Origin of the sequence: Pandoraea sp. LA3, from assembly GCF_022696215.1 — a bacterium.
Taxonomy (GTDB): domain Bacteria; phylum Pseudomonadota; class Gammaproteobacteria; order Burkholderiales; family Burkholderiaceae; genus Pandoraea; species Pandoraea capi.
This window is the reverse complement of sequence record NZ_PTPY01000035.1, coordinates 305,523-321,942: the sequence shown is the minus strand read 5'-3', so window position 1 is coordinate 321,942 and position 16,420 is coordinate 305,523. Positions and strand designations below refer to the sequence as shown.

Annotated in this window: 13 protein-coding genes and 1 tRNA gene; 4 read left to right on the top strand and 10 right to left on the bottom strand. The window is 62.5% G+C overall.

The window, feature by feature from the left end:
• The gene (locus C5N93_RS16825) at nt 1-957 is read right to left on the bottom strand and encodes an asparaginase (RefSeq protein ID WP_242560188.1); all 957 of its coding nucleotides are present in this window, start codon (nt 955-957) and stop codon (nt 1-3) included.
• Here C5N93_RS16825 and C5N93_RS16820 point away from each other — a divergent pair.
• Together C5N93_RS16820 and C5N93_RS16815 are read left to right on the top strand one after the other, a co-directional pair.
• Nucleotides 956-1,099 (top strand): hypothetical protein, encoded by a 144-nt coding sequence (locus tag C5N93_RS16820; protein WP_242560187.1) that lies wholly within the window; start codon nt 956-958, stop codon nt 1,097-1,099. The genes C5N93_RS16825 and C5N93_RS16820 overlap by 2 nt on opposite strands.
• Before the next feature lie 106 nt (nt 1,100-1,205).
• A complete protein-coding gene (locus tag C5N93_RS16815) occupies nt 1,206-2,561 on the top strand; it encodes an MFS transporter (RefSeq protein ID WP_242560186.1) in 1,356 nt (451 codons plus the stop codon).
• Between the two features lie 77 nt (nt 2,562-2,638).
• Here the strand turns inward: C5N93_RS16815 and C5N93_RS16810 are convergent, their stop codons facing one another.
• Nucleotides 2,639-3,529: a LysR family transcriptional regulator gene (locus C5N93_RS16810; RefSeq protein ID WP_242560185.1), complete on the bottom strand. Its 891-nt coding sequence runs from the start codon at nt 3,527-3,529 to the stop codon at nt 2,639-2,641.
• 183 nt (nt 3,530-3,712) lie between these two features.
• Between C5N93_RS16810 and C5N93_RS16805 the strand changes: the two genes are divergently transcribed.
• Nucleotides 3,713-4,810, top strand: coding sequence for an agmatine deiminase family protein (locus tag C5N93_RS16805; RefSeq protein ID WP_242560184.1), 1,098 nt, complete (start codon nt 3,713-3,715; stop codon nt 4,808-4,810).
• A 21-nt stretch (nt 4,811-4,831) separates the two neighbouring features.
• On the opposite strand, the gene C5N93_RS16800 is transcribed toward C5N93_RS16805, so the two are convergent.
• The 6 genes from C5N93_RS16800 to C5N93_RS16775 form a co-directional block, all read right to left on the bottom strand.
• A complete protein-coding gene (locus tag C5N93_RS16800) occupies nt 4,832-5,173 on the bottom strand; it encodes a hypothetical protein (protein WP_242560183.1) in 342 nt (113 codons plus the stop codon).
• 16 nt (nt 5,174-5,189) lie between these two features.
• Nucleotides 5,190-5,265: transfer RNA gene (locus tag C5N93_RS16795), tRNA-Ile, on the bottom strand.
• Between the two features lie 28 nt (nt 5,266-5,293).
• The gene (gene rpoD / locus C5N93_RS16790; protein ID WP_242560182.1) at nt 5,294-7,933 is read right to left on the bottom strand and encodes an RNA polymerase sigma factor RpoD; all 2,640 of its coding nucleotides are present in this window, start codon (nt 7,931-7,933) and stop codon (nt 5,294-5,296) included.
• Between the two features lie 63 nt (nt 7,934-7,996).
• Nucleotides 7,997-9,880: a DNA primase gene (dnaG, locus tag C5N93_RS16785; protein ID WP_242560181.1), complete on the bottom strand. Its 1,884-nt coding sequence runs from the start codon at nt 9,878-9,880 to the stop codon at nt 7,997-7,999.
• A gap of 69 nt (nt 9,881-9,949) precedes the next feature.
• Nucleotides 9,950-10,396: a GatB/YqeY domain-containing protein gene (locus C5N93_RS16780; RefSeq protein ID WP_069344186.1), complete on the bottom strand. Its 447-nt coding sequence runs from the start codon at nt 10,394-10,396 to the stop codon at nt 9,950-9,952.
• A 450-nt stretch (nt 10,397-10,846) separates the two neighbouring features.
• On the bottom strand, nt 10,847-12,094 hold the full coding sequence (locus tag C5N93_RS16775; RefSeq protein WP_242560180.1) for an NAD(P)/FAD-dependent oxidoreductase: 1,248 nt from the start codon (nt 12,092-12,094) through the stop codon (nt 10,847-10,849).
• Between the two features lie 90 nt (nt 12,095-12,184).
• Here C5N93_RS16775 and tsaD point away from each other — a divergent pair, with 90 nt between their 5' ends.
• Nucleotides 12,185-13,216, top strand: a complete 1,032-nt coding sequence (tsaD, locus tag C5N93_RS16770; RefSeq protein ID WP_242560179.1) for a tRNA (adenosine(37)-N6)-threonylcarbamoyltransferase complex transferase subunit TsaD — start codon at nt 12,185-12,187, stop codon at nt 13,214-13,216.
• A gap of 94 nt (nt 13,217-13,310) precedes the next feature.
• On the opposite strand, the gene folE2 is transcribed toward tsaD, so the two are convergent.
• Both folE2 and dxs read right to left on the bottom strand, forming a co-directional pair.
• On the bottom strand, nt 13,311-14,120 hold the full coding sequence (gene folE2 / locus C5N93_RS16765; protein ID WP_242560178.1) for a GTP cyclohydrolase FolE2: 810 nt from the start codon (nt 14,118-14,120) through the stop codon (nt 13,311-13,313).
• A 199-nt stretch (nt 14,121-14,319) separates the two neighbouring features.
• Nucleotides 14,320-16,236 carry a 1-deoxy-D-xylulose-5-phosphate synthase gene (dxs, locus tag C5N93_RS16760; RefSeq protein ID WP_242560177.1) on the bottom strand — a complete coding sequence of 639 codons (1,917 nt, stop codon included), beginning with the start codon at nt 16,234-16,236 and terminating at the stop codon, nt 14,320-14,322.
• Nucleotides 16,237-16,420 lie beyond the last annotated feature (184 nt).

Sequence of the window (16,420 nt, the reverse complement as noted above, 5' to 3'; positions counted from 1 at the left end):
TTATCGACGCGTGAGTTTACTCCAATTTGCCAATGCCTCTCCGAGGTCACCAGCCGCCGTGCCCGAGGCCAGAAGCGCCGTCACCAGCAGTCGCGTCTTCAGCGGCGACAGCCAGCCCGACAGATGGGCGCCGCGTCGCGCGAGATCGATTTCCGAACCGACGTAGCCGTACGTTTGCGACGCCGTCGAGCCGCTTGCCGCACGACTGGCGATCACCACCGGCACCCGCGACGTCAGCGTGCCGATGCGCTGTGCGAAGCCGAACGAGACGTGCCCTGCCCCCTGTGCGGCAACCACGAGCGCCTCGTAACCGCCCTCGACCGCCATCTCCGCCAGTTCACCGTCATCGCCGAGGACCGCCGTCACCAGCGCGACTTTCGGCCACGCCCGCACGGGTCGGGGCAACGGCTGCGCTTGCATGGCAGCGCCATGAAAATACGTGGGACGCCCTTCGACGAGGCGCGCCGCGACACCGCCGTCGAGCGACGCGAATGCCTGCACCGCCAGTGCGTCGCTCTTGCTGACCCAGCGTGCGTAATGCACCGTGTCGTTCATCACCACGAGTACGCCGCGACCGGCACTGTCCGGATGACAGGCCGTACGCACCGCCGCCAGCAAGTTGGCAGGACCGTCGGCACCGGCAGCCTGCGGCGCGCGCATCGCCCCGGTCACGATCAGCGGTGCCGGTGACTTCCAGAACAGATTCAGCAGAAAGGCCGTCTCTTCCAGCGTGTCTGTGCCCTGCGTGAGCACGACACCGCTCGCCCCCGCCTCGATCTCCTGCTCGGCCCACGCGAGCGCCGCCATCAGATCGTCGTAGCCCAGCGAGGCACTCGGCAACTGACGCAACGATGTCGTGCGGATGACCGCCACCTCGGCGAGGCCCGGTACGGAGCGGGCGAGTTGCGTGGCGTCGAGCGTCGGGACGACACCACCGGCCGCATCGGAGGGCGTCATGCTGATCGTGCCGCCGAGCGAGGCGACGGCGATCGTCGGAAGCGAAGCAGGGATTGAAGGCATGGCAGGCGTGGTGGGCGTGGTGGGCGTGGAAGACGAGTCGATCATGGCAGAGGGATCAGGTGAGTGGAGACGATTTTAATTTCGGTTGCTATGCATTGTGCATTATATATAATCGACAATCGTTTGCGAAGGGCATGATGCGCTTCGCGGCGCTCCCCCAGAGAAAACCCATATCAGGAGATGTCATGCAACCAACCACTGTGGGCCATCCGGCCGCCGGGGCGACCCGATACCGGTTCGCGGTATTCGCACTCATTGTCGTGATCGCCCTCGTGAACTACATCGACCGGGGCGCGATTTCGTACTCGGCCGCCCAGATCACGGCGGAATACGGCTTCGACCGGGCGGGATGGGGGGCCGTGCTCGGCTATTTCGGCTACGGCTATATGTTCGGCGCACTGTTCGGCGGTGCGCTGGCCGACCGGCTCGGCGCAAAGAAGGTATGGGTGATCGCCGGTATTGCGTGGTCGGCCTTTGCCATCGCGATGATCTGGGCGGGCGACATCGGCGTGGCGGTCTTCGGCGGCTCGGCGCTCACGGGCTTCGCCACGATTCGTGTGCTGTTCGGCTTCGCCGAGGGACCGGCCTACTCCATCATCAACAAGACGATGTCGGCCTGGGCGTCACCGTCCGAACGCGGTTTCGCCGTGTCGATCGGGCTGCTGAGCACGCCACTGGGCGCACTGCTCACGGCCCCGGTAGCAGTCGGTCTGCTGCTGCTCACCGATAGCTGGCGCACGATGTATGTGGTGCTCGGCGTAGCCGGCTTCGTGCTGATCGCGCTGTTTGCCCGCGTCTACACGAATCGTCCGGAAGACAATCCCCGCGTGAATGCGGCCGAGGTCGCGCTGATTCAGGCGGGACGCCCGGCGCAGCCGTCGTCGTCCGCCGCTGCGGCCAGCGAAATGCCGTGGTGGAGCTTCTTCAGGAGCAAGACGCTGGTGTTCAACTCGATCGGTTATTTCGCGTTCATCTACGTCAACTTCATGTTGCTGACCTGGACACCGAAGTACCTCGCGGACGAGTTCCATTTCACGCTGTCGTCACTGTGGTACATCGGCATGATTCCGTGGACGGGGGCGTGCGTGACGGTGCTGCTCGGCGGGCGCATCTCCGACTGGCTGTACCGCAAGACCGGCAAGCTGGTGATCGCACGCAGCTGGTTCGCCGCCGCGTCGCTGACGTGCACGACGCTGTGTTTCCTGCTGGTGTCGCAAGCGCAGAGCGTGTGGGCCGTGATCGCCCTGATGACGCTGGGCAATGCGCTCAATGCGCTGCCGAACTCAGTGTACTGGGCCGTCGTGATCGACACGGCGCCGTCGCGGGTAGGCACGTTCAGCGGCCTGATGCACTTCATCGCGAACATTGCGTCCGTGCTCGCACCGACCCTGGCGGGCATTCTGTCGGCGAAGTACGGCTACTCGTCGATGTTCATCGCCACGGCGGTCGCGACGGCCATCGGCGTCTTCGCGATGTTGCAGGTGAAACCTGGCGTCGGACCGAAGCTCGGACGCCCGGATGGTAAGACAGTGGCGGTCTGACAGCTATCGTGGGGCGCAAGCCCCAGGCAATGCCGGTGGCAGGATCGAATGCCGCCGGCATTTCACCCATGAATACGCTAGACGCCTCGCGCTTCGAGCATCAACCAGTCGAAGACTTCCTTGACCGCCAGCGAGCGCGGTTCTCCGGCGACGCGGGAGATCCACCACGTGCGGCCTTCGATGCTCGGATAACCGTCAAGTCCGCACAGGCGTCCTTGTCGCAACGCCTCATCGGCCAGCAATCGTGAAATGCATGCGATGCCCCGGCCTCGCAGCGCGGCGTCGAGCAGCAGGCGCTCGTCGTCGTAGATCGTATGCTTGCGAAACGACGCCAGCCGGTCCCGAAACAGCGATGCCGTATCGTCGCGGGTGAAGCTCTCTTCGAGACAGAGCAACGATGTCGCCTGCGCATGCGCTGACAGCGGCACGCGCGTCAGGCGATCCGCCAGCCTCGCCTCGGCCACGATCACCCACTCGTCATGCAGCCATGGCGTCTGCGTCAACCCGGTTTGCTGAAGCGGACGGTCGCTGATGGCGATATCGATGTCCATCTCGTCGATGAAACGCGCCGATTCGTCCGTCGACAGCATCGGGCATAGCGACGGAATACGCGCCAGCAGATCGTCGAGACGCGGGCTCAGCCAGCCGTGCAACACCTGCGCCGGCCCCACGATGACCACCAGTCCGGGGTCCAGATACGTGGCAATGCGCCCCAGCCCGCTGCGTAACGTATCGACCGAGCGCTGCACGCTGCGCTGTAACACCTCCCCCGCCACCGTCAGTTCGACACCGCGCCCCACACGCCGGAACAGCGGCTGCCCGATCTCCTCCTCCAGTTGCTGCACCTGATGACTGATCGCCGACTGGCTGACGTGCAATTCGTCCGCCGCACGCGAGAAATTGCCGTGGCGCGCCGCGGCTTCGAAGCCCATGAGCAACTTCAGGGAGGGAATTCGCTGACGATGCATCGCACGCCCCGAGATATGAGAAAAGTTGATCGATAATAGCAAAACATCTCGTTTTTATTTATCGATGATGTGCCTCAAACTGCGTGAACTGCCTGACCCGCCGACGCACAAGCGGTCACTTCATGGCGTCATCGTGCACAACATCATCAAGAGAATCAGGGCATGCCGACACGGCGAGGGTTTATGAAGACGGGACTGACGATATCCGGGGCGACGATGCTCGCGAGCGCTTTGGGTAGCGGGTTGACGGGTACTGCGTTCGCCGCCGGGACATCGTCGTCCGAATGGACCATGCCGGACGAAGGCGAGCGTCATGCTGCGACGTGGATGGCATTTGGTCCGAGCGAAGACGTATGGGGGCGTCGCCTTCAGCGCGCGGCGCAGGAAGGGCTTGCGCGCATCGCACAGGCGATCGGCAGTTTCGAGCCCGTCAACATGCTGGTTCGGGAAGATGACTATGACGTCGCGCACCGCATGTGCGGCAACAAGGTGAACCTGATCGTCCAGCCCATCGACGATCTCTGGATGCGCGACACCGGCCCCGTCTTCGTACGCACTCGTCGAGGTGAACTGGCCGGGATCGACTTCAACTTCAACGGCTGGGGCGGCAAGCAGACGTGCGAGGACGATGCAGAAGTCGCCAGGTTCGTTACGGGGAAAGCCGACGTGCGCCGACTGACGACGCGTCTGGTGATCGAAGGCGGCGGTATCGAGGTGGATGGAGACGGCACGGCCATCATCACGGAGAGTTGCGTGCTGAACCGCAATCGCAATCCGGGACTCAGCAAGACAGCTTGCGAAGCCGAGTTGATGCGCTTGCTCGGGCTGCGCAAGATCATCTGGTTGCCGGGGATCGCCGGGAAGGACATCACCGACGGTCACACCGACTTCTATGCGAGATTCATCCGTCCGGGCGTGGTGATCGCGCATCTGGATAATGACACGTCGTCTTACGATCATGCCGTCACGAAGCGCCATCTCGACATCCTGCGTCACGCGACCGATGCCGCCGGACGCCCACTGCAAGTGGTCGTTCTGCCCGGCCCCGACAGCGTGCGCAGCACGTATGAATCGGACGAATTCGCCGCCGGGTACGTCAACTTTTACGTGTGCAACGGTGCCGTCATCGCCCCGCAATTCGGCGATCGCGAGACGGATAACCGCACGCGGGACATACTGCGGGACCAGTTTCCCAAACGGGAAATCGTCCAGCTCAATATCGACGGCATCGCAGGCGGTGGCGGCGGGATTCACTGCACCACGCAGCAGCAGCCGGCTTGAGGGGCGTGACCGGGCGAGTGGTTACTCGCTCATCAAGCGAAGGCACTCGCTCTGACTAGTCGATCCAGTCAATCCGTTCACCAGCAACGGCAATTTACGCGACATGCTCAGCATCACTATCTTTCCGGTGCTGGCTGGTACCGCGCGAACCGAATCGCCGACGGCGATACGCCCCACACCTTTGTCCTGCCCAGGCTGTCGCGCGAGCTCGAATGCCGCATATCGCCCGGAAGCAAAACGCGCAACGAACCGCCCGCGCGACTCATCAAGGGCTTCGATCACGCCGTCTACTACTTCCATCGTCTTTTGCTCCATGTCATTCACATTAGTTCGGACAACAAAAAAGGGCCAGCAGATGTTCATCTGCTGGCCCTATTCCTGGTAGGCCGTGCTGGGTTCGAACCAGCGACCAAGGGATTATGAGTCCCCTGCTCTAACCGCTGAGCTAACGGCCCTTAACTACCGGCGCTCGCTCAGCAGCAATCAATTGCCTTCGAGGAACGACTTGAGCTTGTCGGAACGGCTCGGGTGACGCAGCTTGCGCAACGCCTTGGCTTCGATCTGACGAATACGCTCACGCGTCACGTCGAACTGCTTGCCCACTTCCTCGAGCGTGTGGTCCGTGCTCATCTCGATACCGAAACGCATACGCAGCACCTTGGCTTCACGCGGCGTCAGCGAATCGAGCACGTCCTTCACGACGTCGCGCATACTACCATGCAATGCGGCGTCCGCAGGCGCTACCGTACCGGTATCTTCAATGAAATCGCCCAAATGCGAATCGTCGTCGTCACCGATCGGCGTTTCCATGGAGATCGGTTCCTTCGCGATCTTCATGATCTTGCGGATCTTGTCCTCGGGCATTTCCATCTTCTCGGCCAGCGTCGCCGGATCCGGTTCGACACCGGTTTCCTGCAGAATCTGACGCGAGATCCGGTTCATCTTGTTGATCGTTTCGATCATGTGTACCGGAATACGGATGGTACGTGCCTGGTCCGCGATCGAACGCGTGATGGCCTGACGAATCCACCACGTCGCGTACGTCGAGAACTTGTAACCACGACGGTATTCGAACTTGTCCACCGCCTTCATCAGGCCGATGTTGCCTTCCTGAATCAGATCCAGGAATTGCAGACCACGGTTCGTGTACTTCTTCGCAATCGAAATCACCAGACGCAAGTTCGCCTCGGTCATCTCGCGCTTGGCCTTGCGGGCACGGCGCTCGCCTTCCGACATCTTGCGATTGACGTCCTTCAACTCGGTCAGCGGCAACACCACACGCGCTTGCAGGTCGATCAGCTTCTGTTGCAGTTCCTGCACGGCCGGGACGTTACGCTCGACCACCGAGCTGTAAGCCTTGTTATCGGCCACGACGGTGTAAATCCAGTCGAGATTGGTTTCGTTGCCCGGGAAACGCGACACGAAATCGGCGCGCGGCATGCCGCACTTGTCGACCACGATGTTCAGGATGGCGCGCTCGATGTTGCGCACTTCGTCCACCTGCGAACGCAGCGTGTCGCACAGACGCTCGACCGTACGCGCCGTGAAGCGGATCGTCATCAGCTCGGTCTGGATCGCTTCGCCAGCCTTCACATACGGCTTGGACTGGTAGCCTTCCTTCTCGAACGCACGACGCATCTTGCCGAACCAGTCGGCGATCACGGCGAACTTGGCGAGCGAATCACGCTTGAGCTGCTCGACCTGCGCTGCCGAAGCACCGCCGCCGCTGCCGCTATCTTCCTCGTCGTCGCCTTCTTCCTCTTCCTCTTCTTCCTCGTCTTCGTCCGCATCGGCGTCGAAGTCTTCGTCATCGGAGGCAGCGGCCGCCGCGTTGGCTTCCGCATTCGGATCGATCAGGCCGTCGACCACTTCGTCGATGCGCATTTCTTCGCGCTCGACCTTCTCGGCCATCGCCAGGATCTCGGCGATCGTCGTCGGGCATGCGGAGATGGCCTGCACCATGTGCTTCAGGCCTTCTTCGATGCGCTTCGCGATCTCGATTTCACCTTCGCGCGTCAGCAGCTCGACCGTACCCATTTCGCGCATGTACATACGCACCGGATCGGTCGTGCGGCCAAACTCGGAATCGACGGTCGAAAGCGCAGCTTCCGCCTGCTCCTCGACTTCGTCGTCCGTCGCAGCGTTCGGCGCGTTGTCGTTGAGCAGCAGCGTCTCGGCATCAGGCGCCTGCTCGTAGACGGCAACGCCCATGTCGTTAAACGTTGCGATCACGCCTTCCAGCGCGTCGCCTTCCACCACATCGTCAGGGAGGTGGTCGTTGATCTCTGCAAAGGTCAGGAAGCCTCGTTCCTTGCCCAGCTTGATCAGTGTCCGCAGCTTGCCACGACGTTCCTCAAGTTCCTCGGCCGTACCGGGCTGGTGCGAGGAAAATGCGTCCTTGAGCAGTGCTTTCTCTTTTGCCCGGCGATCACGCGCCTTCTGCTTTTCCACTTTGGTCTGATCTTCGTTCACGGGTTGATCATTAGTATTCGCTGCAACGTTTTGCTCCACCGGGGTCGCGGTCTTCGCGGCTCTGCCACGTGCTTTTGGGACGACCGACCCAACTGCTGTCGGCGTAACCTCCACCACTGCCTCCGGTTTGCTGGAAGCCCCGGTCTTGCGTGGGGCTTTCGTCGCAGGTGTACTGCGGCCCGCCAGGCTCGAAGCCTTGGCGGTAGTTGCGCTCTTCGCGCTTTTTTCAGCGGGTTGTCGGGCCTGCGGTTTCCCGCTTGCCGTCGCCTTCGTGGCCGTTGCCGCCCCGGTCGCTTTGACCTTCGCGGGCGGCTCGGACTTCACCGTCGGCCTGGCTGCCTTCGCAGCCCCCACCGTCGTGGCGGTCGCACTCTTGCGCTTGGTGACATCGGTCACCTTCGCAGCCGTCTTGCCGGTCGCCTTCGTGGCACCGGCGGCTGCCTTGGTTTGCGTAGTACGTTTCGCCGAACTTGCCTGGCTGGCTGTTTTCTTCGTCGCTTGCGACACCGCACCGGCTTTTCCTCCAACGCCAGCTTTCGCAGATCGAGACGCCCCCTTTCCACCAGATGCCGCCGCCGCGCTGGTCGCGCGCTTTGCCGTCGGTGAAGGGATAACCGTCTTTTTTCCGCTGGTCGTTGTCATCTTTGCCATAGCGATCTCGCTTGCCAGAAAACAGCCCACTGAAAACTTTCCATTATAGCACGCGGGCTTACCTCAACTTCGCGCGCCCCCTGTGCCGGCCGTAGCCAGCATCCGCTTCAGTTCGTCACGCTCGCGCGATAGCGCCTGCGCGTGACGCAATTCATCGGACGTCAGCGACGTCCGCTTGAAAATCGTCTCCAGTTCTTCGCACAACCGGTCGTACTGCAAGCGCCGGATCGCACTACGTAACTCGGTGAGTCGCAAGGCGATTTGCTCTTCACGGCGCTCGACCTGTGCTTCGTCCGCCGGGTCGAACAGCATCAGATCGCGCGCATTTTCCTCAAACGAGAGGATTTCGCGAATGATGTCGTCGAAACTCGCCCAGTTTGGCGAAATTCGCAGCCGATCCGACATGTAACGAAAGTCGGCCTGTGCGCCCATTTCACGGCAAAGTGTCAGCACTTCCGAGAAAATCTCGCCGTGGTGACCCTTCTCCCGCAAAATCTTGGTCTCTTCCTCGGTCAATTCGTTTCCGAGCGCGGGGAACATCAACAAATTCTGCAAAGCCCGGTGTTCGGTGCCCACCACACGACGTTTCTCGCGCTTGGCGGGCGCCTTGTCCCATGCGTTCTGACGGCGCGCGGCGCCAATGTGCAATTCGCACAACTCGGCCACTTCTTCCACCGAACTTCCCACACGCTCGGCCAGTGCGTGGATGATCTGGCCGCGCAGCGCATTCGCCGGCATCTGCTGCAAAAGCGGCTTCGCCTCGAACAACGCCCTCGCCCGGCCTTCCGGCTGGTGCATCTCCTTGCCTGCCGTCACTTCGCCAATCAGGAACTGCGACATCGGCATGGCGTGTGACACCTCGTCGGCAAACGCCTGCGTGCCGTGTTCGCGCACATAACTGTCCGGGTCGTGCTCGCTCGGCAGAAACAGGAACTTGAAACTCCGGTTGTCGTCGGCATGCGGCAAACAGGCTTCGAGCGCACGACGCGCCGCGCGTCGGCCTGCCGCATCGCCGTCGAAGCTGAACACCACCGTTTCCGTCTGGCGCAGCAGTTTCTGCACGTGCATCGGCGTACAGGCCGTGCCCAGCGTAGCGACCGCCTGCGGAAAGCCCAACTGCGCGAGCGCCACGACGTCCATATACCCTTCGACGACCAGCACGTAGCCCGCATCCCGAATACCGAGACGCGCCTCGAACAGCCCATAAAGCTCGCTGCCCTTGCTGAAGAGCGGCGTTTCGGGAGAGTTCAGATACTTGGGCTCGCCTTTGTCCAGCACGCGTCCGCCGAAAGCGATCACCTGCCCCTTCGTATTACGGATCGGGAACATGATCCGGTCGCGGAAGCGGTCATAGCGTCGCTTCGTGCTGCCCGCCTCGCCTTTCTCGCTCTCGATGACGAGACCGGCGTCGAGCAACTGATCGTCCCGGTAGTTCTCGAACGCGGCTTCGAGGTTCTGCCACGCGTCGGGGGCATAGCCCAGCCCGAAATGCGCGGCGATTTCGCCCGTCAGCCCGCGTCGCTTCAAATAGTCGATGGCCACGGGCGCACCGCGCAATTGCTTGCGGTAGTAGTCGCACGCACGCGTCATCACGTCGACCAGCCCGAGGGTTTGCGCACGTTGCGCGGCAGGTGCCGGCGCGCCCGGCATCGGCGCCTCACGCGGCACATCCAGCCCGACATTACGGGCCAACTCCTCGACAGCTTCGACAAATCCGAGTCCGGCATGCTCCATCAGGAAGCTGATCGCGCTGCCGTGCGCGCCACAGCCGAAGCAGTGATAGAACTGCTTGGTGGGACTTACCGTAAATGAGGGCGACTTTTCGTTATGAAAGGGGCACAGCCCCATGAAGTTCGCCCCACCCTTTTTCAACTGAACGTAACGGCCCACCACCTCGACAATATCGACGCGGTTGAGCAAATCCTGCAAAAACGACTGGGGAATCACTGGATCGGTGCCATCGCAACGCAGTGCCGGGCCGTCGCATGCGCAACGGCACCGTACCGCACCACTGGATTACGCAGCCAACGCCGCCTTCACTTGCGCCGACACGACCGTCATGTCGGCACGCCCTGCCAGCAGGCCTTTGAGCACGCCCATCACCTTGCCCATGTCCTGCGGACCGGCTGCGCCCGTTTGCGCCACTGCCGCCTTGACCGCTTGCGCGACTTCGTCTGCCGAGAGCTGCTGCGGCATATAGACCATGAGAACTTCGAGTTCAGCGGCCTCCTTGTCGGCCAGATCGGTGCGCCCGGCTGCCTGGAACTGGCTGATGGAATCCTTGCGCTGTTTGATCAGCTTGTCGACGATGGCGATCGTGGCCGTATCGTCGAGCGTGATGCGCTCGTCGACTTCCTTTTGTTTGATTGCCGCGAGCAGCAGACGGATGGTCCCCAGTTTATCGGCGGCCTTGGCACGCATGGCCGTCTTCATGTCTTCGTTGATGCGTTCTTTCAGACTCATGAGCAGGGATTCCGGAATTCGATTACGTTTCAGTGTAGTGCATGCCGTCCCAAAGAAAAGGACGGCGACGGTGGGCTTCGATCCGCCCCGCACCGCAGCCGGTAGGCTGGCGCAGGATTACAGGGGCACAAAGCACAAAAACCCGCTTGGGGTAACGATCACACATGCGATCACAAGCGGGCTCGCCGGAGACTCGGATCGTCACGACACAAGCCCTCTCGTACGCTCGTCATCGATGACGTGTCGGACGCAATATCGCAAACAATCCCTCGGAGGCGTCTCAAACGAGTCTTCGAACACCTGCCGAAACGACCGATACTGCTGAAATGGCGCCGTCTCCACGAAGGAGAGAGCGTAGCACGGCGCACTAGTGGCCGTCTACGACAGTGCGTCGCCTTACCGGCACTCGGTCCCTCCGGATCTCGCTCAGACGTAGCGCCCTGCCGCCCCTCAGACGACGCTGTCGCCAGCCTTGGCCGACTGGATACTTTCGGACATCCCCCGCGCGCACGCCACGGCTGAGGCCCACGCCCACTGGAAGTTATAGCCGCCAAGCCATCCCGTGACGTCGACGACTTCACCCACGAAGTGCAGTCCAGGCTGCGCACGCGCCTCCAGCGTGGCCGACGACAACGCCCGCGTATCGACGCCACCGCGCGTCACTTCCGCCTTGCGCCATCCCTCCGAGCCGCAGGGCTTGAGCGTCCACCCCGAGAATGCTTGCGCCAGAGCGCGCAGCGCCTTGTCCGGCAACTCCTGCACACGGGCCTGCGGCGACAGACCGCTGTTCGCCACCCAGGCGTCTGCCAGACGTGCCGGCACCCACTGCGCCAACAGATTGCTCAATTGACGTTTGGACATCGCCTTCGCCTCGAACAGCGCCGTCTCGATATCGGACGAAGGCGCGAGATCCAGCGTGATCGGCTGGCCCGGCGTCCAGAAGCTGGAAATCTGAAGAATCGCGGGCCCGGACAGCCCGCGGTGCGTGAACAACAGATCCTCAAGAAAGTTGCCCGCGTCCTTCCCCTTGCCAGTGCTGACGTCGACTTCCAGCGACAGCCCCGACAAGCCCGCGAACGGCGCCCACGTGGATGCATCGAACATGAGCGGCACGAGCGCCGGGCGCGGCTCGACGAGATCCAGCCCGAACTGGCGCGCGATCCGGTAGCCCCAGTCCGTCGCCCCGATTTTCGGAATCGACAGACCACCCGTCGCCACGACGAGCCGTTTGGCCGCGATATGCCCGGCATCTGTCGTCAGATGGTAGGGGTGCGCACCGCCGGCGGTCGTATGCGCCACCGTGTGCACGGCGCACGGCATGCGCCAGTGCACATGCCCCGCAGCGCACTCTTTTCGCAGCATTTCGATGATGTCTTCGGCGCTTTCGTCGCAGAAGAGCTGCCCGCGATGCTTTTCGTGCCACGCGATACGGTGACGCTTGAGCAGGTCCAGAAAGTCGCGCGGCGTGTAGCGCGCGAGCGCCGACCGGCAAAAACGCGGATTCTCCGACAGATAATTCGCCGGTCCGGCATTGATATTGGTGAAATTGCAGCGGCCGCCGCCCGAAATGCGGATTTTCTCCGCGAGACGCGTCGCATGATCGATCAGCACCACGCGCAAGCCCAATTGCCCGGCCACAGCCGCGCACATCAGACCGGCCGCGCCGGCACCCACGATCGCTACATCGAACTTTTCCATGGCGCGCATTGTAACCGGCAGCCGATGGGGTCGACTGGTATACTTCCCGGTTCTCCATCGACATTGACGCCGCGCGCATCTCCTCCCGCCATGCTGGTTCTAGGCATTGAAAGCTCCTGCGACGAAACCGGACTCGCCCTCTATGACACCGAGGCGGGCCTGCTCTCGCACGCACTGCACTCGCAGATTGCGATGCATCGCGAATACGGCGGCGTCGTACCGGAACTGGCATCGCGCGATCACATTCGTCGCGCTCTGCCGCTGGCCGAGGAAGTGCTGGCACAGGCCGGCAAGCCGCTCAGCGCGGTTGATGCGATTGCCTACACCCAGGGCCCCGGACTGGCCGGCGCGCTGCTGGTCGGCGCGAGCGTCGCCAATGCGCTGGCTTTCGCGCTGGATCGTCCGGTCGTCGGCGTGCATCACCTTGAAGGCCACCTGCTGTCCCCGCTGCTCGCGCCGGACGCGCCCGACTTCCCGTTCGTCGCCCTGCTGGTCTCCGGCGGTCACACGCAGTTGATGGAAGTGCGCGCCTTCGGTCGGTACGCGATGCTCGGCGAAACGCTGGACGACGCGGCAGGCGAAGCCTTCGACAAGACAGCCAAGCTGCTGGGCCTCGGCTATCCGGGCGGCCCTGCCGTCTCTCGTCTGGCCGAGTTCGGCACGCCGGGACGCTACGATCTGCCGCGCCCGATGAAGCACTCGGGCAATCTCGACTTCAGCTTCAGCGGCCTGAAAACCGCAGTGCTCACGCAAGTGCGCAATCTTGGCGGCAATGTCTGTGAGCAGGCAAAAGCGGATCTTGCACGCGGGTTCGTCGACGCCATCGTCGAGGTGCTCGTCGCCAAATCGATGGCCGCGCTCAAGCAAACCGGCATGAAGACGCTGGTCGTCGCGGGCGGTGTCGGTGCGAACGCCCAATTGCGCGCGGGGCTGAACGAGGCCGCACGCCGTCGCGGTTATCGCGTGCATTACCCCGATCTCGCGTTCTGCACGGACAACGGTGCGATGATCGCGTTTGCGGGCGCCATGCGTCTCAAGCACTGGCCCGACGAGGCCGACAGCGAATACGCGTACACCGTGCGCCCGCGCTGGGATCTGGCCGATATCGTACGAAGCGCCTGATCGATCGTTGCCACGCTCAGGCAGATTCCCATGAAAAAACCGCTCTGAGGAGCGGTTTTTTGTCGCTGCCGACATCACTGACGGCATCCATCGATCATGCGGCAATACGCTTGTCGCGCTCGATCACGGCATAGGCGCTGTGATTGTGGATCGATTCGAAGTTTTCGGCCTGAAGCACGTAAGCGGCGATACGCGGCTCGTCATTCAGACGCGTTGCCACGTCACGCACCAGATCTTCCACGAACTTCGGATTCTCATAGGCGCGCTCGGTCACATACTTTTCGTCCGGACGCTTGAGCAGCCCCCACAGTTCGCACGACGCCTCTTCCTCAGCCATGCGCACCAGTGCCTCGACAGCGATATCGCCCACGATTTCGGCGTCGATGGTGATATGCGAGCGCTGATTGTGCGCGCCATACTGCGAAATCTTCTTCGAGCACGGGCACAGGCTCGTGACCGGCACGAGCACCTTGAGCCACACACGCGTCTCGCCGTTGCGAACGTCGCCCGTGAGCGTCACCTCGTAATCCATCAGGCTCTGCACGCCGGAGACCGGCGCCGTCTTGTTGATGAAGTACGGGAACGTCACCTCGATACGGCCGGCTTCGGCTTCAAGCTTCTCCAGCATGCCATCGAGCATCGCGCGAAAGCCCGCGACATCCAGCGGCTCACGATTCGCTTCGAGCAACGCCACGAACCGCGACATGTGCGTGCCTTTCTGATCGGCCGGCAAATGCACGTCGAGATTAAACAGGCCGACAGTGGCTTGCACGTCGCCGTCGGCCAGACGCACCGACAACGGATGACGCACACCGCGCACACCAACGCGCTGAATCGGGATCTGCCGGGTATCGACGCTGCTCTGCACGTCCGGCATAACGAAAGCGGGGTTCATCTGGTTCATCAGGTTTCCTTCTTTGCCGGCAAGCCGACTGGGGGGAGGCAATGGGCAAAACGTACCCGTCGCACGGCTCACGAGCCTCTGGCGAGTGCCAACGGGAATGTGCCGGAGGCCCCGGCACAGAATGAAGAATGCGCTATGCAAAACGAAACGATCCGGCGCGCAAGCCGGATCGTTCTGATACTCAGGACACCGACGTCGCTCAGGCGACGAGCTTCGTCGTCACCTTTTCGGTGGCCTGCGAGGCATCCGCCGGCTGAACATCGAAGCGCTCGCAGATCGACTTGGTGATGCCTGCGGCGTCGAGACCCAGCCCCGACAGAAGCTGTGCCGGATCGCCATGATCGATGAAAAGATCGGGCAGACCCAATTGTAGTATGGGTCGATGGCCGCCGCTGGCCAGCAGGGATTCAGCCACAGCCGAACCGGCGCCGCCCATGATGCTGCCCTCTTCGACCGTCACCAGGTAATCGTGCGTCTGCGCCAGGCGGGCAATCAGTTCGTCGTCGATCGGCTTGACGAAGCGCATGTCGGCCACGGTGGCGTCGAGCTTTTGCGCCGCGGCCAGCGACGGCGCGACCATGCTGCCGAACGCGAGAATCGCGATGCGACGGCCGGCTTCCGCCTGGCTTTCGCGACGCACGATACCCTTGCCGATCGGCAGCGCCGTCATCGTCTGCTCGATCACTGCACCCGTGCCAGCGCCACGCGGATAACGCACCGCCGACGGACCGTCGATCTGCACGCCGGTGTACAGCATCTGACGGCACTCGTTCTCGTCGGACGGCGTCATCACGACCATGTTCGGAATACAGCGCACGAACGGAATATCGTAGGCGCCCGCGTGCGTGGCACCGTCGGCACCGACGAGGCCCGAACGATCCAGCGCAAACACGACCGGCAGATTCTGCAACGCCACATCGTGAATCAACTGGTCGTAGCCACGTTGCAGAAACGTCGAATAGATGGCGACGACGGGCTTGAGACCTTCCGTCGCCATACCACCCGCGAACGTGACCGCGTGCTGTTCGGCGATGCCTACGTCGTAATAACGATCCGGGAAACGCTTTTCGAATTCGACGAGGCCGGAGCCTTCGCGCATGGCCGGGGTGATGCCCACGATGCGCTTGTCCAAGGCTGCCATGTCGCACAACCAGTCGCTGAACACCTGCGTGTACGTCTTCTTGCTGCTCGTGCTCGGCTTGATGCCTTCGGCCGGATTGAACTTGCCCGGGCCGTGGTACAGCACCGGATCCGCCTCGGCGAGCTTGTAGCCGTAACCCTTGCGCGTGACGACGTGCAGGAATTGCGGGCCCTTCAGATTCTTGATGTTCTCGAGCGTCGGGATCAGCGAATCGAGGTCATGACCGTCGATCGGGCCGATGTAGTTGAAGCCGAACTCTTCGAACATCGTGGCCGGAACGACCATTCCCTTGGCGTGCTCCTCGAACTTGCGCGCCAGTTCCAGCACCGGCGGCGCCACGCTCAGCACCTTCTCCACGCCCTTCTTCGCCGCAGCGTAGAAGCGGCCCGACATCAGGCGGGCGAGATAGCGATTGAGCGCGCCGACCGGCGGCGAGATCGACATATCGTTGTCGTTCAGGATGACGAGCAGCGGCGCATCTTCATGCACGCCGGCATTGTTCATCGCCTCGAACGCCATACCGGCGGTCATCGAGCCGTCGCCGATCACCGCGATGCCGAAACGGTTCTCACCCTTCGTGCGTGCGCCGAGCGCCATGCCGAGCGCCGCCGAAATCGACGTGCTCGAGTGCGCCGTGCCAAACGTGTCGTAAGGCGATTCGTCGCGCTTCGGGAAGCCCGAGATACCGCCGAATTGACGTAGCGAGCCCATTTGCTCGCGACGACCCGTCAGGATCTTGTGCGGATAGCTCTGATGGCCGACGTCCCAGACGATGCGATCTTCCGGCGTGTTGAAGACGTAGTGCAACGCGATCGTCAGCTCGACCGTCCCGAGATTGGACGACAGGTGGCCGCCCGTGCGCGACACGCTTTCGAGCACGAAAGCACGCAACTCCTCGGCCAGCGGCGCGAGTTGGCGACGCTCCAGACGCCGAAGATCGGCCGGGTCATCGATAGTATTTAGAAGTTCGTACATCGTCGTTCCATATATAGGCGTTCTTTATCGGGCAGCACCCCCTGTGCGCTGTTCCCGATCTCCTGCCGGTGCGTTCTGTGGGGAGATCGCGCCGACCCTCCTTGCCCCTTGCTTATCGCTACTGCTACCGCCCCGTCAACGCGTGACTGACGTGCTGCCGGGGCCGTTCAGAAAACCATGTGTG